This window comes from Luteimonas sp. TWI382 (genome assembly GCF_039674545.1).
Taxonomy (GTDB): domain Bacteria; phylum Pseudomonadota; class Gammaproteobacteria; order Xanthomonadales; family Xanthomonadaceae; genus Luteimonas.
The window spans coordinates 44,005-61,550 of record NZ_JBDJNS010000013.1 but is presented as its reverse complement, the minus strand read 5'-3'; the positions used below and the strand labels follow the sequence as shown (position 1 = coordinate 61,550).

Here is a 17,546-nt window from a genome sequence, read left to right as displayed (position 1 = left end):
CAGCGCGCCGTGCGTTCGTCCACTCGCGCGGCATGCCACGCAAGCAGAGCGGACTCACCCATGGCGCGCTTAACGCGGCCACCGACCGGCAGTCCGCTCTGTGCGGAGCGCTTCTGATGACTTCGGCAAAGAACCCGGTACAAGACGATGGGGCTTCGGCCCCATCGTCGTATCCGGCGATCCGAAAGAACGGGGCCGAATGCAATCGCGCGCGCCGCCCCGATCCGGTCAGAAGCCGTAGGCGTAGCGCAGCGACAGCATGCGGTCGGCGCCGCGCGGGCCGAAGCGCTGGTCCAGGCCCAGCCCCAGCAGCGAGCGGCGCGTCAGCCGGCTGTCGAGTCCGACGCCGAACAGGCCGCCCGAGCGTGCCGGATCCAGCCCCGCGATCGGCGCCCAGGCCTCGATGCCGGTGAAGCTCGCCTGCAGGTCGAAGCCGCTGGCCGACAGCGTCTGCTGCCATTCGCCGTAGCCGTGCAGCGAGAACCCGGGTCCGTCCCAGCGCGCACGCACGCCGGCGATCGCCTGGGTGCGCTGCGCCGACCAGCCGGCGCTGCGCAGGCCGAAGCCGTCGCCGCCGAGTTCGTCGAAGCCGTCGCTGCGCAGCCGCACCTGCTCGGCGCCGGCATACGGTCCGATCTCGGCCGCACCGATCCGCCAGTGACGGCCGGCCTCGATCGCCGCCTGGGTGTAATGACCCGCGTATCGGGTCGAGACCCCCTGCGGCATCGCGCCAGTCAACAGCGTGCGCTGCAGGTCGCGATCGAAGCGGCCGCTGCCCAGTTGCATCATCGCGTAGCCGGCGCCGAGGGTCCGCGCGAGATAGGCCTGGGCCTGCGTCTGGCGATCGCGGCTGCGATCGCCGCGACTGCGTGCGATGCCGTCGCCGCGCAGCTCGCCGAACGCGAATCCCGCCACCAGGCCGTCACCGAGCGCGTGATCGCGCCCCAGGCTCCAACCGTCGACGGTGAAGCCGTCCCGGGCGAATCCGCCGCGGCCGCCCTGTCCCAGGGCGTCCTTCCACACCCCGATACTTGCCGCATTGGCCGCCAGCGCACCGACGCGGTCGGCGACCAGGCGGCGTGTCATGTCGACATTGTCGAACGTCGCCGACAGCGCCGCAGCGTGCTGCGTACCGGACAGACTGTCGAGCGCGGCGAGCGCGCGCGCCTCGTCCTGCACCTGTTGCAACGCCCCCGCCGCGCGCACGAAGCCTTCGGCGACCGGCACGCCGGCGGCGTTCTGCGCATCGATGCGCGAGAACGCGCCTTCGACGCGGACCGCCGCGCCCTGCCCCTGCGCCGTGATGCCGGCCATCGACATCGCCGTTGCGCTGACGTCGAGCCGAGCGATGTCGAGCCAGGCCCGGTTGGCGTCGTAACCGAGCGTGGCGTCGAGGAACACGCCCGGGCCGCGGGTCAAGCTGCCGAAGGTCCCGGTGACCCCGTCCATCGCCTGGATCACGATCTCGCGCGCCGAGTGGACGTAGCCGCCGACGATGCCGGTCACCTGCAGTTCGCCGGCCAGCCAGGCGCTCCCGGTCACCTGCAAGGGCGCACCGATCTGCCACGCCAGCCGCCCGCCCGCGCCTTGCTGGAAATCGCCGACGATCGTCCGCCTGCCGAAGTTGCCGGCGACTGCGACCGTGCCGTTGTTGACCAGCGTGCCGCCGATGCGCACGCCACCCAAGCGCAGCGCGGCGCCAGGCGACACGGTCGCCGCCCCCGGCACCGTGCCGGCAAACGACAGCGTACCGCCGTCGACACGCGTCGCGCCGCGATAGTCCATGAGCCCGTCCAGTTGCAGCGTGCCGCTGCCGCGCTTGACCAGCCCGCCGGCACCGGTGACGGCGTTGCGCCAGGTCGAGGTGCCAGTGAAGTTCACGGTCACATCGCCCCAGTCGAACTTCGCGGGGCCGCCCACGGCCTTGGCGACGTTCAACGCGCCGTAGCCGAACACCGGATCGACACCCGGCGCGCCGATGTCGGTGGCGGTGCCGAGGATCGTCTGGCGCACCAGGTCGTTGTCGAAATACGGGAAGGCTTCCCAGACCAGCGCCGCGGCGCCCGAGACCAGCGGGGCGGCCAGCGAGGTGCCGCTGTACTTCCAGTACTCGGGGCGGTTGGGCGCGTCGTCGGTGCCGGTGACGACGACGGTACCGGGCGCGACCAGGCAATAGCGCATCGCGATGCCGCAGGCGTTGGAGTAATCGGCCAACTGCGTGGTGCTGTTCTCGGCGAGCGCCGACACGGTCAGCCAGCCGCGTTCGAGATCGGCGCCGGGCGTGCTGCCGTTGGCGCCGCGCTGACTCGGCAGTGCGGCAAGATCCGAGGGATCAGCGCGCTTCGAGTTGCCCGAGGCGAAGACCACCAGCCCGCCGTGGCCGATCACGAATGGGCGGTACTCGCTGGCGATCTCGCGCGCTGCATTGTCGCCGCTGATGTACAGCCCGCCCCAGGAGTTGTTCATGACCCGCACATCGCGGCGGATCAGGTCGGCATGGATCGCCTCGACGCCGATGCGCCCGGTCACCGGGTTGCCATTGCCCGAACCGTCGTCGACCGGTGGCTTGTCGTTGATGATGCGCGCCGAGACGATCTCGGCATTGGGCGCCACGCCGCCCGGCCAGGCGCCGAACGGCCGCCCCGCCGCAGCCTGCGCGACGGCTGTGCCATGCCCGGCGACATCGTCGACCGACAGGTTGTTGTCCCGACCGACGTAGACCAGGTTGGCGACCACCCGATCACGCAACGCCGGATGCTTGCGGTTGACGCCGCTATCGAGGAAGCCGATACGCACACCACGGCCGGTATAGCCGGCGTCGTGCGCGGTCCAGGCGCCGGTGTCGGCCAGATGCCGGCTATAGGCCGGCTCAGGCGGCTCGACCACCGTCGGCGGCGGATTGGGCGAGATCACCGGCGGCGGTGGTGTCGGCAGCACGATCCCGCCACCCGACCCGCCGCCGCAGGCCGCCAGCGCGCTGCCCAGTGCCATGGCGAGCACGGCGCGACGCATGGTCTGCGGCGCCCGCACGATCCTCGAATCCGACATCCTGCACCCCTCTCCCGTTGATCGATCGTCGCGCGCGGCCACGCCGGCGCCTGCTTCCCCTGCGCATGCTTCTATACGCGCAAATGTCCAATCCCGCCATCGGGGCCAATCCCAGTCGGCCGGGTGCCGATTCCCGTGGCCGGATGCGATAATCGCCCGATCGCATGCTACGGAGTTTCGCCTCATGACCGAGATCGTCATCGTCGGTGCCAAGCGCACCGCCATCGGGTCCATGCTCGGCCAGTTCACTGGCGTTCCCACGCCGACGCTGGGCGCAGCGGCCATCCGCGCCGCGCTCGAGCAGGCCGGCGTGGCGCCCGAGCAGGTCGACGAGACCGTCGTCGGCTGCGTGCTGCCGGCCGGCCTGGGCCAGGCCCCCGCGCGTCAGGCCTCGCGCGCGGCTGGCATCCCCGACGCGGCCGGGTGCGTGACCATCAACAAGGTCTGCGGCTCGGGCATGCAGGCGGTGATGTACGGCCACGACATGATCAAGGCCGGGACCGCCAAGGTCGTCGTCGCCGGCGGCATGGAATCGATGACCAATGCGCCGCATCTGCTGCCCGGCGCACGCACCGGCATCCGCTATGGCAGCGCCGAGTTCCTCGACCACATGGCCTGGGACGGCCTGACCAACCCGTACGACGGCAAGGCGATGGGCGTGTTCGGCGACATCGCCAGCGAGAAGTACGGCTTCAGCCGCGAGGACCTCGACGCCTATGCGGTCGAGAGCGCGACCCGGGCCAAGCATGCGATCGCGTCGGGCGCCTTCAAGGACGAGATCGTTCCGGTCGTGGTGAAGACCCGCAAGGGCGAGGCGAGCTTCGACACCGACGAGCAGCCCGGACGCATCCAGGTCGACAAGATCCCGACCCTGCGCGCGGCCTTCGGCAAGGACGGCCTGCTCACCGCGGCGAGCTCGTCGAGCATTTCCGACGGCGCCGCCGCACTGGTGCTGACCTCGGCCGACGAGGCCGCCGCGCGAGGCCTGACCCCACTGGCGCGCATCGTCGCCCACGGCCGCCATTCGCAGGCGCCCGAATGGTTCACCACCGCGCCGGTGACCGCGATCCGCAATGTTCTCGACAAGGCGGGCTGGAAGGTCGAAGATGTCGACCTGTTCGAGGTCAACGAGGCGTTTGCCAACGTCGCGATGGCGCCGATGAAGGATCTGGGCATCCCCCACGACCGCCTCAATGTGAATGGGGGCGCACTGGCGCTCGGCCATCCGATCGGCGCAAGCGGCGCGCGGTTGATCGTGACGCTGGTCCACGCGCTCAAGGCGCGCGGCCTAAGTCGCGGAGTCGCTTCACTTTGTATTGGTGGCGGCGAAGCGACCGCAATTGCCGTCGAAATGGCGTGAACTTCGGTTAACGTGATTTTTACGAAAAAACCACGAACTCCCGCTTGACAGCTGTTCGCGGCTTGTCATGATGTTGCCGGCGCGCATTTAGCGCGTTGCCCACACTTTCAGACGAGGAAGACACAATGACGATCAACAAGGCTCTGCTTGCCCTGGCTATGGGTTTTGCGCTGGCTGCCTGCAGCAACGCCGATCAGGCCAACAGCTCGGCCGAAGGCGCTGCTGACGCGGCTGCCGACGCGCAGGCCGCTGCCAACGAGACGACCGATCCGGCCGTCGCTGGCACCGCGCAGACCGCCGCTGACGACGCCGCCGCTGCTGCCGACGCCGCTGCCGAGGCTGCTGCCGACGCCGCCGCTGCTGGCACCGACGCTGCTGCCGAGCACGCCGCCGACGCTGCCGACCACGCTGAGACCAAGGCCGAAGACGCCAAGGACGCAGCGCAGGAAGTCGCACCGTAATTCCACGTGGTGGCCCTCGCGCCACTGTGTCGAATTGCAGAAGGCCGCCGGGTGTCCCGGCGGCCTTTTTTCATGGTCGGGCACTGCCCGGCCTTGCCATCGCGCTCACATCGACGCATTCACGCTCCGTCTTCCGTACTTGCCCACAGGAGACCTGCCATGCGTTTCACTCTGTTGACCGCCACGACGATCGCCGCCCTGACGCTGGCCGCCTGCAACAACCACAGCGCCGATGCCGAGCGCGAGCGTGCCGAAGCCTCGGCTGCCGCCGACAATGCCGGCCGCGCAATCTCCGATGCCGCGTCGGCGACCGGCGAGGCCGCGCGCGAAGGCGCCGATGCCGCCGCTGCCGCCTCGTCGGACGCGATGCACCGCGCCCAGGTCGCCGCCGACGACGCCGCGGCGCGCTCCGAAGCCGCCGCCCGCGAGGCTGCCGCCGCCACGGGCCGCGCGACCCAGCGTGCCGGCGAAGCGATCGAGAACACCGGCGAGCGCATGGAAGAACGCGCCGACCGCTGAGTCCTGCGCGATGTCGTTCCCGGGCCCGCCGCAAGGCGGGCTTTTCGTTGGCGGATTGGCCACGCGTTCAAATGATGGAGGGACGCCCAGATCGATGCGTGCTGGCCAGCGCCTGCCGACGGACGGCCGATGAGTAAGCCAAATGCCGGCGCGCGCGCGCCGTCCACCAGGAGCGCCCGCGCCCTTGGCGGTGCGGAACACGCCCCGTAGCGGCCGATACTCGCGGTGGTTGTCGAGTGAACACGAGGCCGGCGCTCGCCCGTCGCCTGCGCCAAAGTGCGTGCTAGTCTCGGCCTTCCGCGTCGTCCCCCGGCGGCGCGGACCGGCCCGTTGGGTGCATCGGGCGGCCCCGTCCATCTCCGAGGTAACGCGCGACATGGCTATTTTTCCAAGTTCCGGTTCCGCCAAGAAGGATCCGCCCGCTCCCGGCAATGACGCCGCGCTTTCGCCTGCGCCGGTCCGCGACGTGACGCCCGCCGTCGCCGACTTCGCGACGCCGACCCCGATGCCACAGCCGCGCAGCGCGCCGGCGCCCGTTGCGAAGGAATCGATCATCGCGGCCGATCTGACGATCGAGGGCAAGATCGAGGGCTCGGGCGATGTCCGCATTGCGGGCCGCTTCAAGGGCGACGTCAACGTCCAGGGCACTCTGACGATCGAACATGGCGCCAAGCTCAACGGCGGCGTGCGCGCCAACCAGGTGCTGGTGTCGGGCGAACTCGACGGCAACATCGATTCGGCCTCGCTGGTCGAACTGCGCGCCTCGGCGGTGATGACCGGCGACCTCAAGGCCGGCTCGCTGACGGTGGCCGCCGGTTCGAAGATCCGCGGGCATGTCGAGTGCGGCTGGGGCGAGGTCAAGGGCGACGAACGCCGCGCCTCCCGCAGCCAGGATGCAGCGGCGTCCGATCGCGTCTGACATGGATCCCCGCACCGGTGCGGCAGGCGCGACCCGCGTCTGCCCGCACTGCAAGACCACGATCCTCGAAAGTTCGGCGCGCTGCCCGGCGTGCCGGCACTATCTGCGCTTCGATGCCGATGCCTCCACCAGCATCGGCACGCAGGACGCCACCACCGCGCTGCAGGTCGAGGGCACGATCCGGCACCCGCCCGAAGGTGGCGCCTGGGAGTACTCGGTGGTGCTGGTCATCCGCGACGAAGCCGGCAAGGAACTCAACCGCCAGGTCGTCGGCGTCGGCGCACTGTTCGCTGGCGACGAACGCAGCTTCAGCCTCGCCGTCGAAGTCGTGCCCACCCGCGACATGCGACGCAGCCCCAACCGCCGCGGCCGGCACTGACCCACGCGATCGAGCAGCACGCCGAATGTCCGAACCGTATTCGTTGTATGCTCGCCTGAGCTTCGCACCCGGCGCGTTCGAGGCGTTCCTGGCGGCCGCGCCTGCCCAGCCGTCTGCCTTCGGCGACTGGCAGACCTGGTTCGATCAGCATCGACTGGCCGGCGACGGGGCGCGTGCCGGCAGGCCTGCTCGCCGATGTGGATGCTGGTCGGGTCGCAGACATCATCGAGGCCTGGCAGCGCGACCCTGCCCTGGGAATGCCGCCGATGGCCTACGACGCCGCGACCGGCGTGTGCCGGATCGCGATGCTCAGCGCGTCGGAGAACGTCGAAGCGCTTGTGCGCATGCTCGCGCCGCTGCGCGGCGCTGCCGCATGGCACCGCGCCGAGGCCGACGACTTCATCGTGGTGCTGGACTTCCTTTGGGGCGGTGATCAGCTTGGCGCGTACGTGGCCCTGCGCGATGGCCGCAGCCAGCTTGGGACCACGGTGCCCCCGGCGCATCGCGCCGAGGCCATCGACTATCTCGAATGCACTTTGGAGGCGTTCGAGCAGGGCGCCTGATCCCGGCCCCGCCCGCGAGCACAGCCGTCGGATTCAACCGCAGCCATCACAGCCGCCGCAGCTCGCACCGCCGCGCGGTGAGGGCGCGATGCGCCGCCCCAGCGCCCGGATCCAGGCAGGCCGTCCCGGCCGCACCAGCGGCACCGCCAGCGCGATACGCAGGCGCCGTGCGGTCGCAGGCGCCTGCTTCTTCAGCACGATCCAGCCGCTGACCGCGACCAGCAGTGCGACCGCAGCGTACTGCAGCGCCAGTTGCAGGTCCGCGCTCACCCCGCCCCCAGCGCACGCGCCACTTGGTAGGTCAGCAGCGAGGCCAGATAGGCCAGCGCAAACAGGTAGCCGGCATTGATCGCCATCAGCCGCCACGAGCCGGTCTCGCGCCGGATCGTCGCCCAGGTCGAGATGCATTGCGGCGCATAGATGAACCACACCAGCAACGATAGACCGGTCGCCAATGACCAGCCGTCGGTGATGATCGGCGTCAGCGCCTGGGCTGCGGCGGCATCGTCGGCGGCCGATAGTGCATAGACGGTCGCCAGCGATGCGACGGCGACTTCGCGCGCGGCCAGGCCGGGGATCAGCGCGATGCAGATCTGCCAGTTGAAGCCGAGCGGCGCGAACACCAGCGCCAGCGCATGGCCGAGGCGGCCACCCAGGCTGTACTCGATCGCCGCCCCGGTGGCGCCGTCGGGCGGCGCCGGGAACGAGAGCAGGACCCACAGCAGCACGGTCAGCGCGAGGATGATCCCGCCCACACGCCGAAGGAAGATCATCGCGCGCTCCTTCAGGCCGATCGCCAGATCGCGCGGATGCGGCAGCCGGTAGGACGGCAGCTCCAGCAGCAGCGGATGCTCGCTGCGATCGCGGCGCCAGCGCTTCATCACGAACGACACCGCCAACGCGCTCAAAATGCCGGCCATGTACAGCGCGAACAGCACCAGCCCCTGCAGGTTGAGCGCTCCCCAGACCTGCCGTTGCGGAATGAACGCACCGATCAGCAACGCATAGACTGGCAGCCGCGCCGAGCACGTCATCAGCGGCGCGACCATGATCGTCGCCAGCCGGTCGCGCGGGTCCTGGATCGAGCGGGTGGCCATGATCCCGGGAATCGCGCACGCGAAGCTCGACAGCAGCGGGATGAACGATCGGCCCGACAGCCCGGCGCCCTTCATCAGCCGATCGAGCAGGAACGCTGCGCGCGGCAGGTAACCCGACTCCTCCAGCGCCAGGATGAAGAGAAACAGGATCAGGATCTGCGGCAGGAAGACGATCACGCCGCCCAAGCCCGCGATGATGCCGTCGGCGAGCAGGCTGGTCAGCGGACCGGGCGGCAAGGTCGCCGACACCCAGGCCCCCAGCGCGGAGGTGCCGGCATCGATCATGTCCATCAACGGCGTCGCCCAGGCGTAGACGGCCTGGAAGATCAGGAACATCACCAGTGCCAGCGCCAGCAGGCCGAATACCGGATGCAGCAGCCAGCGATCGAAGGCATCGTCGATCCGTGCGGTCCGGCGCGGCATGCTCACTGTGGCCGCCAGCAGCGCACGCACCTGGGCGTGCAGGTCGCCTTCGGCGTCGCCGCTCGAGGGCGGCCGCGGTCTTGCGACCGTGTCGGCCAGCCGCTGGCGCAGCGCCTGCGCGCCGTCGCGGTGGATGGCGACGGTTTCGACCACGGGCACGCCGAGTGCGGCCTCCAGCGCCGGGACATCGATGGCGATACCACGCCGTGCCGCGGCATCGGCCATGTTCAGCGCCACCACCATCGGCCGGCCCAGCGTCCGCAGCTCCAGCACGAAACGCAGGTGCAGCCGCAGATTGGTCGCATCGACCACGCAGACCAACACATCGGGGGCCGGCTCGCCTGGATAGAAGCCACGGCACAGGTCGCGGGTGATCTGCTCGTCCAGACTCGCCGGCTGCAGGCTGTAGGCGCCGGGCAGGTCGAGCAGCGCCCAGTGCGCGCCATCGGGGCCGCGCATCCGCCCCTCCTTGCGCTCGACGGTGACGCCGGCGTAGTTGGCGACCTTCTGTCGGCTGCCGGTCAGCAGGTTGAACAGTGCCGTCTTGCCGGCGTTCGGGCTGCCGACCAGGGCCAGCCGCGGGATGGCCGCCGTGGTCATGCCGCGTCGCCAGCGTGGACCTGGACGCGCGCGGCCTCGCTGCGACGCAGCGCGAAGCGGGTAAAGCCCACGCGCACCAGCAACGGGTCGCCGCCGAACGGCGCCAGCGCAACCACCTCGACCGACTCGCCGGGCACGAAGCCCAGTTCGCCCAGGCGGCGGGCGATCGGATCGTGACTGCCGACCGCCTGGACGGCATCGACGAGGCCCGGGGTGCGCGGCGGCAGCTGGCAGAGGTTCAAGGCAGGTCCGGTGCGAATGGGAATGGGTCGCGATTCTACTCCCGCGCGACCGCGACACAGGCGCCCGCCCCACCCTCCGTCATGCCTGGGTCTGTTTCGCCCGCGCAACGCAGTGCCCCGCACTCCGGCCGCGCTCGAGGCTCGGCCCACAGACGCCACGTCACGCGCCTGGGCGCAGGCGCGTGGCCCTGCGTCCGCGCGCCATCGTGCCCGGGCGCAGCGGTTAGACTGCGCGCTTTCGTTTCGAAAGGATCGCGCATGCTCCCCGATTCCGTCCGCGCCATCGTCACCGGTGGGGTCTCCGGCCTCGGCCTGGCCGTCGCCCATCGCATCGTCGCCGATGGCGGCCGTGTCGCGCTGCTGGACGTCAACGACGACAAGGGCGCCGAGGCGGTCGAGGCGCTGGGCGCCGATCGCGCACGCTACCTGCGCACCGACGTCACCGACGAGGCCGGGGTCGCGACCAACATCGAGGCCGCGCACGCGTTTCTGGGTGGCCTCAATGCCGCGGTGAACTGCGCCGGTATCCTCGGCGCCGGCCGCGTGCTCGGACGCGAGGCGCCGATGCCGCTGGAGACCTTCAGCCGCACGGTGATGGTCAATCTGGTCGGCAGCTTCAACGTCGCCAAGGCCGCGGCCGCGGTCATGCAGCACAACGCGCCCGGCGAGGACGGCGAGCGCGGCGCGATCGTCAACACCGCCAGCGTCGCCGCGTACGAAGGTCAGATCGGCCAGGCCGCCTATGCGGCGTCCAAGGGCGGTGTGGTGGGCATGACGCTGCCGATGGCGCGCGAACTCGCGCGTTTCGGCATCCGCGTCAACACGATCGCGCCGGGCATCTTCTGGACCCCCATGGTCGACGGCATGCCCGAGGCGGTGCAGCAGTCGCTGTCGGCCTCGATCCCGTTCCCCTCGCGCCTGGGCCGACCGGACGAATTCGCCGACCTCGTCGCCCACCTCCTGGCCAGCCGCTACCTCAACGGCGAGACCATCCGCCTCGACGGCGCGGTCCGGCTGGCGCCGAAGTAAGCGATGTCCGTTTCGTCGCCCGGCCTGGCCACGGGCCTGCTGCTCGCGCTGCTGTCGCTGGCGCCGGCCCATGCCGGCGACGCGGCGCCCGCCGATGCGGGCGCGCTCACCGGCCTGCTCGCCGCGCGCGGCTACGACACGATCCCGATGCGGCGCTATGGCGCGGCGCATCTCGCGGTCGAAGTCAGCATCAACGGGGTCGCCGGCACCTTCCTGATCGACACCGGCGCTGGGCGGACGGTCATCGACCGGGCGCGCCAAGCGCGCTTTGCCGGTGGACGCCAGGCCGATGCGTCAGGCGGGCTGCAGGCGACCGGCGCCGGTGCCGGCAACCTCGCCATCGAGACCCTGCCAGGCAGCCGACTGACGATCGGCGAGTACCGGGACGACGATTTCACCGCGCACTTTCTCGCACTCGACCACGTCACCACTGCCTTCTCGCAACGCGGGCTGCCGACGATCGACGGCGTGCTCGGCGCCGACGTCCTCGACCGCGGCCAGGCGGTGATCGATTACCCGAACCTGCGGCTGCACCTCCGCAATCCCGCCGCACCCGCGGCATCCGTCTCCCACTGAACAACGCAGACACCGATGAAAGCCTACGACGTCAAGAAAGGAAACGTGGTCGAACACAACGGCGGGGTCTACCAGATCCGCGACATCGAACGCAGCTCGCCGCAAGGCCGCGGCGGCAATGTGCGCTTCCGCTTCACCATGTACAGCGTGCCCGGCGGCAACAAGCTCGATGCGAGCTTCGACGGCGACGACGACCTGCGCGAGGTCGATCTGGCCCGGCGCCAGGCCAGTTTCTCGTACAAGGACGGCGACGCCTTCGTGTTCATGGATGACGAAGACTTCACCCCCTACACCCTCGACGCCGATGTCGTCGGCGACGGGGCGGGCTACATCACCGAAGGCCTGGGCGGCTGCTATGTCCAGGTCATCGACGATGCGCCGGTCGGCCTGCAACTGCCGCAGAGCGTGGCACTCGAAGTCGTCGACACCCCGCCCGAACTCAAGGGCGGCACCGCGACCAAGCGGCCCAAGCCCGCCAAGCTCAGCACCGGCATCGAGATCCAGGTACCCGAGTACATCGGCAACGGCGAGCGCGTCTGGGTCAACACCACGACCGGCGAGTTCGGCGGACGCGCGGACTGATTTTCCGGCTCGGGTCGCGCCGTTGGAAACGCCAGCGACCGAGGCGGCGAATGCTTCAGTCGAGTTGCAGCCCGCCCGCCTCGCGATGCAGTTCACGCAGGTGGGCGCCGAGCATGGCGAGATTGCGCTCAGTCGCCGCCAGGCGTCGTTGCGCGTCCGGCGGCAATGCCGCGCGCCCCTGGGTGTCCAGCGCGTCGCGCAGCGCCCGCAGGCGGTGGCCGAGCGCATCGGCCTGCACCCGCAGCGCCGCGCGCTCGGTCTGCTGGGGCAAGCCGTAGCCACTGTCGAGCAGTTGCGCCGGACGGCTGAGGCCGTCGCCGGCAGCGAGCAGGGCATGCAGGGTGTCGGCCGCGGCGTCCTGCTCTGCAGCCGCGAGATGCCAGCGGCGCTTGAGCATGTTGCGCAGCCGCAGCTCCAGCCGCCGCTGCGCGGCGTGCTCGAGCACCAGCAGCGCTGCGCCGTCACGCTGCCCTGCCGTTGCCAACCACGGCGCGCGCAGATCGGGATCGAGATCGAGCCAGGTGGCGACATCGCCGGTCGGCAATGGCTGCGCCGCCTGGGCGACCGCCAGCAGGGCCGCGTACTCGCGGTCCGCGGCCGGAAAGTAATACCCCTCACGCATGGCGCGATCGGGCGCATCGAGCACCGCGACGTCGGCGATGCCGTCGCGTACAAGCCTGCGCAGCAGGCCGTTGGGCGTGATGCTGCGCAGGCGCGGGCCGTCGAGCCGCGGCACGCCGGCATCGAGCAGTTTCCAGGTCTCCACCGCACAGTTGTTGCCGACGAACCGGTAGCGGCCGTCGTAGCTCCAGTGCACGCTGGCCGCGCGCTCGAGCAATGTCGCGATTTCGCCTGGCGACAAGTGCAGCGGAATCGACTGCAGCCCGCGCAGTTCGATCCTGGTGTACTCGTCGATCACTTGGTCGAGCGGCAGCACGAACAGCCGCGCCGGATAACGTCCCGTCAGCCCGCGCAGGCTGGAGATCTGCACATCGTCGACAAACGCCCGGAACGACAGCACGCGGTGGTGCGCCAGGTCGTAGCGGCAGTCGGGCCCGGGGGTGCGACCCGGCGCGCAGATCACCAGACGCAGCATGCTGTGGCCCCAGCGACTCATCGGCTGCGCGTTCCCCTCGGCGAACAGGTACTCGACCGACCAGACCCGTGCCGGATCGAGCTCCAGCAGCAGGTGGCCGTCCTCCTGCGCCTGCGACTCGGCCTCGATGAACGGCAACCCGCCAGCGCAGTCCGCGGCGGGCGGCGCCCAAGCGAAATGCGCGGTGAAGTACGCGTGCAGTGCGGGCCGTCGGCAGGCGTACTCGGGATCGAGCAGGAAGTGCTCGAGATTGACCGCGACGAATTCCGCCGCAGATGCGGTTTCGTAGGCGTCGGGCCGACGGTCGGTCATCGCATTGTGGCGCGCCCGCAGGCCCAGCCGCAGCGGGGCGCGCGGCCAGCCTGCAAGATCGCGTAGCCGCGGATCGCGCGACAGGCCGCCGTAACGGCTGCGGTCGTAGCGATGCGCGAGCTCGTGCACGAGCGCGGCGGACGCGGCCTGCGTCGCCTGGGCATCCAGGCCATCGGCGGCCACGGCATCGAGCAGCGCCCGGCGCAGCACGATGCGGTCGCCGATCGCACGCCCGTGCACCTGCGGCGGCAGGTCGTCGCGCCAGCTCAGCTGCACGTCGAGTCCCTCGGCGGCGCGCCAGGCCGGCGGCAGGCGCGCAAGTACCGTGTCGATCAGCCGGGCCGAGGCGGCCTGCGCGTCGGCATCGAGCGGCGGCGTGCCGGTTCCTGCGTCGATCCGCCAGGCCTGCGCATGCGCAGCGCCGGCGGCGAGCAACAGCGCGACGCCCACGGCCCGCAGGCGACGGCGCGAAACCATCGGCTCAGAGCGCGAGGATGGCCTGCGCCAGTTGCAGGTCGCTCGCCACCTGCGCATCGGGCCGCGTCTGCCGCAGGTGGCGCAATGCGGCCTCGAGACGGGCGCCACGGATCCGGCCGTCGCTGGCGACGAAGCCGGCAGCATCTTCGCGCGCCTGCAGCACGATCTTGTCCTTGCCCGAACTGCTGCCCGACGACGCCGAGCTGCCAGCGGACGTCGCACCGCCCGTCGTACCGGCGAAACTGCCGGCGAACGCCGACGTGGACAGAACGAGCAGCGCACAGGCGAGCGAGGATCGGGACATCAGGGGGCATCTCCATCAGGGAGGCCACACTCTACCCCGCCCTCACGCCGCCTTCATGGCAACGGCCGACCGACAGTCATGCATCGAACAGCTTGCCGGGATTGAGCACACCGTCCGGGTCGAGCGCACGGCGGATGCCGCGCATCACCGCGATCTCGGCCGCGCTGCGGGTCGATTCGAGATAGGGCTTCTTGACCAGCCCGATGCCGTGCTCGGCCGAGATGCTGCCGCCGTGCGCGTGCAGGGTGTCCGCGAGCAGTTTGGTCACGCGCTCGCATTGCGCGACGAACGCGTCGTTGGCGAGGTCGGCCGGCTTGAGCACGTTGATATGCAGGTTGCCATCGCCGATGTGGCCGAACCACACCACGTCGAACTGCGGGTACTCGCGCGCCAGCAGCGCCTGCGCCGTCTCGAGGAACGCCGGCATCGCCGAGATCCGCACCGAGACGTCGTTCTTGTAGGGCACGTGCGGTGCCAGGCTTTCGGTGATGCCCTCGCGCAACCGCCACAGCTGCGCGGCCTGCGCCTCGCTCTGACCGATCACGCCGTCCTCGACCCAACCCTGCTCGACGCAATGCTCGAACGCCGACAGCATGGCGACCTCGCCGGCCTCGCCTTCGCAGGCGAACTCGGCGACGACATAGAAGGGGTGCGCGGCCTCGAACGGCGCCTGCGCGCCATGCGCGACCACGTGGTGCAGGGCGCGATCGGTGAAGAACTCGAAGGCCTCCAGGGCCAGCCGCGCGCGCAGCGCCTGGAACACCTGCATCAGGCCCTCGAACGACGGCAGCGCCAGCAGCAGCGTGCGCGTGGCCGGCGGCGGCGCGGTCAGTTTCAGGCTGGCTTCGACGATGATGCCCAGCGTGCCCTCCGAGGCGATGGCCAGGTGCCGCAAGTCGTAGCCGCTGGAGTTCTTGACCAGCCCGCGGCCGAGATCGAGCAGCTCGCCGGTGCCGGTCACCAGTTTGAGACCGGCGATCCACTCGCGGGTGTTGCCGTAGCGCAGCACCCGGATGCCGCCGGCGTTGGTCGCGATGTTGCCACCGATCGTGCACGAGCCGCGCGCGGCGAAGTCGACCGGATAGGCCAGCCCATGGCCGCGCGCCGCCTCCTGCACCGCTTCGAGCGCGATGCCCGGCTGCACGGTCAGGATCCGGTCGACCGGGTCGAAGTCGAGCACGCGGTTCATCCGTTGCAGGCTCAACACCAGTTCGCCATGAGCGGCGACCGCGCCGCCCGACAGCCCGGTCCGGCCGCCCGAGGGCACGATCGCCACGCCTTCGTCGCGCGCCCAGCGCACCGTGGCCTGGACCTCGGCGATATCGGCCGGCAGCGCGACCGCCAGCGGCGCGGGGGTCCAGCGCCGCGTCCAGTCGACGCCGAAATAGGCCAGATCGGCCGGATCGGTCCGCACCTGCAGGGTCGGGACGGCGGCTTGCAGCCGGGCGATGCGGGCATCGGACATGGTGTGAAGGAATCGCGGTACGGCGGGCCAGCCTGCCAGCCGCGCCTGCAGGCGTCCAGCGTCCGCGCCGCCTCGGTCCGGGGCCGAAGCGGCTGGCGCGCATCTCTCGGTCCGGCACCATCTGCTGCGCTGCAACAGCGGCGGCCTTCTGGCACCATGATGCGCTCCTCCCGACCGGCGGCCGCAGCCTCGATGAAGACCTCGTTTCCCCGCGCGGACATCCGCGTCCTGCTGCTCGAAGGCGTCAGCCAGAGCGCCGTCGACACCTTCAAGGCCGCCGGCTACACGCAGATCGAGGTGCATCCCAAGTCGCTGCCCGAAGACCAACTGCTGGCCAAGATCGCCGATGCGCACATCGTCGGCATCCGCTCGCGCACCCAGCTCAGCGCCGAGGTCATCGCCCACGCGCGCCGGCTGCTCGCGGTCGGCTGCTTCTGCATCGGCACCAACCAAGTCGACCTGGAAGCAGCCGAACTGGCCGGCATCCCGGTGTTCAATGCGCCCTACTCCAACACCCGCAGCGTCGCCGAACTGGTGGTCGCCGAGGCGATCATGCTGCTGCGCGGCATCCCGCAGAAGAACGCGCAGTGCCATCGCGGCGGCTGGAGCAAGTCCGCGCTGGGCAGCCACGAGGCGCGCGGCAAGACCTTGGGCATCGTCGGCTACGGCCATATCGGCACCCAGGTCGGCGTGCTCGCTGAATCGCTGGGCATGCAGGTGCTGTTCCACGACATCGAGACCAAGCTCTCGCTTGGCAACGCCCGCAGCGCGACCGGGCTGGACGACCTGCTCGCACGCAGCGATGTGGTGACCCTGCACGTACCCGAGACCCCGGCGACCAAGCTGATGTTCGGCGCCGCGGAGCTCGCCGCGATGAAGCCCGGCGCGCACTTGATCAATGCCTCGCGTGGCACCGTGGTCGACATCGACGCGCTCGACGCCGCGCTGCGCACCGGGCATGTCGGCGGCGCGGCGATCGACGTGTTCCCGGTCGAGCCCAAGGGCAACGATGACGTCTTCGACTCCCCGCTGGCCGCCCACGACAACGTGCTGCTGACCCCGCACGTGGGCGGCAGCACGCTCGAGGCGCAGGACAACATCGGCATCGAAGTCGCCGCCAAGCTCGTGCGCTACAGCGACAACGGCAGCACGCTGTCGGCGGTCAATTTCCCCGAGGTCACGCTGCCCGAGCATGTCGGCAGCCACCGCATCCTGCACCTGCACCGCAACGTGCCCGGCGTGCTGGTGAAGATCAACGAGGTGTTCTCGCGCCAGGCGATCAACATCGACGGCCAGTATCTGCGCACCACCGCCAATGTCGGCTACGTGGTCATCGACGTCGGCGCGACCCGCGAGCAGGCCGAGCGCCTGCGCAGCGAATTGTCGAAGATCGACGGCACGCTGCGCACGCGAGTGCTGTACTAGGCCATCGGGATCGGGGCATCGGGCCGGCGGGCCCTCGCGAAGCTCAGCCGACCGGAATCCCCCACCCGTCCAGACACTTGCGCGCCATGCGGCGCAAGGACGCGTCGTACTCGGTGCCGGCGGCGACGTCGGCAAGGGGGCGCCACGCGAGCGCATGGGATTCGGCGCTGACCGCGAAACGCTCGTCGGCACCGGCACGCACGAGATAGCGCACGTCGTAGTGCCAGTGCGCGGGCACGCCCTTGTGCTCGGGGATCCAGTGCCGGTCGAGATCGAAGATCGCCGGCAGCACCGCCACGCCCTGCAGGCCGGTCTCCTCCTCGGTCTCGCGCATCGCCACGCGTGCCAGGTCGATGTCGCCGTCGGCGTGGCCACCCGGCTGCAGCCACAGATTCAGCTTGCGGTGGTGGGTCAGCAAGGTGCGCTGGCCGTCGGCCGAGACCACCAGCGCCGATGCGGTGAAATGGCCCGCGAGGCGTTCGCGCACGAACGGATCGAGCGGATCGTCGAGCAGCGCAACGAACTCATCGACGGTCGCGCGCTCGTCAGGATGCCGAACCGCGTAGTCGGCGAAGGCGGCGGCCAGCGCTGGCGCGCGCGATGGGCGGGAAGCGGACATGCGGTGCGGACCTGGAGCAGCGTGGGGACGCGCAGCATCGGCGCTCGGCC

18 protein-coding genes are annotated in these 17,546 nt (G+C 70.4%); 10 read left to right on the top strand and 8 right to left on the bottom strand.

Annotation, left to right across the window (positions count from 1 at the left end):
* Positions 1-228: 228 nt before the first annotated feature.
* Positions 229-3,048 carry a S8 family serine peptidase gene (locus ABE505_RS10235; RefSeq protein WP_346444375.1) on the bottom strand — a complete coding sequence of 940 codons (2,820 nt, stop codon included), beginning with the start codon at positions 3,046-3,048 and terminating at the stop codon, positions 229-231.
* A gap of 184 nt (positions 3,049-3,232) precedes the next feature.
* On the opposite strand from ABE505_RS10235, the gene ABE505_RS10230 reads away from it, so the two are divergent.
* The 6 genes from ABE505_RS10230 to ABE505_RS10205 all read left to right on the top strand — a co-directional run bounded on the left by ABE505_RS10230 (position 3,233) and on the right by ABE505_RS10205 (position 7,249).
* Positions 3,233-4,408 carry an acetyl-CoA C-acyltransferase gene (locus ABE505_RS10230; protein WP_346444373.1) on the top strand — a complete coding sequence of 392 codons (1,176 nt, stop codon included), beginning with the start codon at positions 3,233-3,235 and terminating at the stop codon, positions 4,406-4,408.
* A 125-nt stretch (positions 4,409-4,533) separates the two neighbouring features.
* Positions 4,534-4,869 carry a hypothetical protein gene (locus ABE505_RS10225; protein WP_183426352.1) on the top strand — a complete coding sequence of 112 codons (336 nt, stop codon included), beginning with the start codon at positions 4,534-4,536 and terminating at the stop codon, positions 4,867-4,869.
* 159 nt (positions 4,870-5,028) lie between these two features.
* Positions 5,029-5,388 (top strand): hypothetical protein, encoded by a 360-nt coding sequence (locus tag ABE505_RS10220; RefSeq protein ID WP_346444371.1) that lies wholly within the window; start codon positions 5,029-5,031, stop codon positions 5,386-5,388.
* A gap of 376 nt (positions 5,389-5,764) precedes the next feature.
* A complete protein-coding gene (locus ABE505_RS10215; RefSeq protein ID WP_346444369.1) occupies positions 5,765-6,307 on the top strand; it encodes a polymer-forming cytoskeletal protein in 543 nt (180 codons plus the stop codon).
* Position 6,308: 1 nt separating this feature from the next.
* Positions 6,309-6,686: a hypothetical protein gene (locus ABE505_RS10210; protein WP_346444367.1), complete on the top strand. Its 378-nt coding sequence runs from the start codon at positions 6,309-6,311 to the stop codon at positions 6,684-6,686.
* 266 nt (positions 6,687-6,952) lie between these two features.
* Complete coding sequence (locus tag ABE505_RS10205; RefSeq protein WP_346444365.1) at positions 6,953-7,249, top strand: hypothetical protein; 297 nt, start codon at positions 6,953-6,955, stop codon at positions 7,247-7,249.
* Positions 7,250-7,282: 33 nt separating this feature from the next.
* Here the strand turns inward: ABE505_RS10205 and ABE505_RS10200 are convergent, their stop codons facing one another.
* Genes ABE505_RS10200 through ABE505_RS10190 form a run of 3 tightly spaced genes read right to left on the bottom strand, consistent with a single transcriptional unit; the run spans position 7,283 to position 9,611 of the window.
* Positions 7,283-7,507, bottom strand: a complete 225-nt coding sequence (locus ABE505_RS10200; protein ID WP_346444418.1) for a DUF6587 family protein — start codon at positions 7,505-7,507, stop codon at positions 7,283-7,285.
* An 8-nt stretch (positions 7,508-7,515) separates the two neighbouring features.
* The gene (locus tag ABE505_RS10195) at positions 7,516-9,369 is read right to left on the bottom strand and encodes a ferrous iron transporter B (RefSeq protein WP_346444363.1); all 1,854 of its coding nucleotides are present in this window, start codon (positions 9,367-9,369) and stop codon (positions 7,516-7,518) included.
* Positions 9,366-9,611, bottom strand: coding sequence for a FeoA family protein (locus ABE505_RS10190; protein ID WP_346444361.1), 246 nt, complete (start codon positions 9,609-9,611; stop codon positions 9,366-9,368). Before ABE505_RS10190 ends, ABE505_RS10195 begins: the two co-directional genes overlap by 4 nt.
* 258 nt (positions 9,612-9,869) lie before the next feature.
* Between ABE505_RS10190 and ABE505_RS10185 the strand changes: the two genes are divergently transcribed.
* From ABE505_RS10185 to yeiP, 3 genes are read left to right on the top strand one after another with little or no spacing between them, the layout of a single operon-like run.
* Positions 9,870-10,640: an SDR family oxidoreductase gene (locus ABE505_RS10185; protein WP_346444359.1), complete on the top strand. Its 771-nt coding sequence runs from the start codon at positions 9,870-9,872 to the stop codon at positions 10,638-10,640.
* A 3-nt stretch (positions 10,641-10,643) separates the two neighbouring features.
* Positions 10,644-11,216, top strand: coding sequence for a retropepsin-like aspartic protease (locus ABE505_RS10180; RefSeq protein ID WP_346444357.1), 573 nt, complete (start codon positions 10,644-10,646; stop codon positions 11,214-11,216).
* A gap of 15 nt (positions 11,217-11,231) precedes the next feature.
* A complete protein-coding gene (yeiP, locus tag ABE505_RS10175) occupies positions 11,232-11,798 on the top strand; it encodes an elongation factor P-like protein YeiP (RefSeq protein ID WP_346444355.1) in 567 nt (188 codons plus the stop codon).
* Between the two features lie 55 nt (positions 11,799-11,853).
* Here the strand turns inward: yeiP and ABE505_RS10170 are convergent, their stop codons facing one another.
* From ABE505_RS10170 to ABE505_RS10160, 3 genes are all read right to left on the bottom strand, one after another.
* Positions 11,854-13,683, bottom strand: coding sequence for a DUF4105 domain-containing protein (locus ABE505_RS10170; RefSeq protein WP_346444353.1), 1,830 nt, complete (start codon positions 13,681-13,683; stop codon positions 11,854-11,856).
* A 4-nt stretch (positions 13,684-13,687) separates the two neighbouring features.
* Positions 13,688-13,987 (bottom strand): DUF2388 domain-containing protein, encoded by a 300-nt coding sequence (locus ABE505_RS10165; RefSeq protein ID WP_346444352.1) that lies wholly within the window; start codon positions 13,985-13,987, stop codon positions 13,688-13,690.
* 76 nt (positions 13,988-14,063) lie between these two features.
* Positions 14,064-15,452 carry an FAD-binding oxidoreductase gene (locus ABE505_RS10160; protein WP_346444350.1) on the bottom strand — a complete coding sequence of 463 codons (1,389 nt, stop codon included), beginning with the start codon at positions 15,450-15,452 and terminating at the stop codon, positions 14,064-14,066.
* A 192-nt stretch (positions 15,453-15,644) separates the two neighbouring features.
* Between ABE505_RS10160 and serA the strand changes: the two genes are divergently transcribed.
* Complete coding sequence (gene serA, locus ABE505_RS10155) at positions 15,645-16,877, top strand: phosphoglycerate dehydrogenase (protein WP_346444417.1); 1,233 nt, start codon at positions 15,645-15,647, stop codon at positions 16,875-16,877.
* A 43-nt stretch (positions 16,878-16,920) separates the two neighbouring features.
* On the opposite strand, the gene ABE505_RS10150 is transcribed toward serA, so the two are convergent.
* A complete protein-coding gene (locus tag ABE505_RS10150) occupies positions 16,921-17,496 on the bottom strand; it encodes an NUDIX hydrolase (RefSeq protein WP_346444348.1) in 576 nt (191 codons plus the stop codon).
* Positions 17,497-17,546 lie beyond the last annotated feature (50 nt).

Coding starts and splice junctions, on each gene's coding strand:
- ABE505_RS10225 (WP_183426352.1), top strand. CDS start 4,534: ATGACGATCAACAAGGCTCTGCTTGCCCTGGCTATGGGTTTTGCGCTG.
- ABE505_RS10210 (WP_346444367.1), top strand. CDS start 6,309: ATGGATCCCCGCACCGGTGCGGCAGGCGCGACCCGCGTCTGCCCGCAC.
- ABE505_RS10215 (WP_346444369.1), top strand. CDS start 5,765: ATGGCTATTTTTCCAAGTTCCGGTTCCGCCAAGAAGGATCCGCCCGCT.
- ABE505_RS10195 (WP_346444363.1), bottom strand. CDS start 9,369: ATGACCACGGCGGCCATCCCGCGGCTGGCCCTGGTCGGCAGCCCGAAC.
- ABE505_RS10160 (WP_346444350.1), bottom strand. CDS start 15,452: ATGTCCGATGCCCGCATCGCCCGGCTGCAAGCCGCCGTCCCGACCCTG.
- ABE505_RS10230 (WP_346444373.1), top strand. CDS start 3,233: ATGACCGAGATCGTCATCGTCGGTGCCAAGCGCACCGCCATCGGGTCC.
- ABE505_RS10165 (WP_346444352.1), bottom strand. CDS start 13,987: ATGTCCCGATCCTCGCTCGCCTGTGCGCTGCTCGTTCTGTCCACGTCG.
- ABE505_RS10220 (WP_346444371.1), top strand. CDS start 5,029: ATGCGTTTCACTCTGTTGACCGCCACGACGATCGCCGCCCTGACGCTG.
- ABE505_RS10170 (WP_346444353.1), bottom strand. CDS start 13,683: ATGGTTTCGCGCCGTCGCCTGCGGGCCGTGGGCGTCGCGCTGTTGCTC.
- ABE505_RS10180 (WP_346444357.1), top strand. CDS start 10,644: ATGTCCGTTTCGTCGCCCGGCCTGGCCACGGGCCTGCTGCTCGCGCTG.
- ABE505_RS10205 (WP_346444365.1), top strand. CDS start 6,953: ATGGCCTACGACGCCGCGACCGGCGTGTGCCGGATCGCGATGCTCAGC.
- ABE505_RS10235 (WP_346444375.1), bottom strand. CDS start 3,048: ATGTCGGATTCGAGGATCGTGCGGGCGCCGCAGACCATGCGTCGCGCC.
- ABE505_RS10185 (WP_346444359.1), top strand. CDS start 9,870: ATGCTCCCCGATTCCGTCCGCGCCATCGTCACCGGTGGGGTCTCCGGC.
- yeiP (WP_346444355.1), top strand. CDS start 11,232: ATGAAAGCCTACGACGTCAAGAAAGGAAACGTGGTCGAACACAACGGC.
- ABE505_RS10150 (WP_346444348.1), bottom strand. CDS start 17,496: ATGTCCGCTTCCCGCCCATCGCGCGCGCCAGCGCTGGCCGCCGCCTTC.
- serA (WP_346444417.1), top strand. CDS start 15,645: ATGAAGACCTCGTTTCCCCGCGCGGACATCCGCGTCCTGCTGCTCGAA.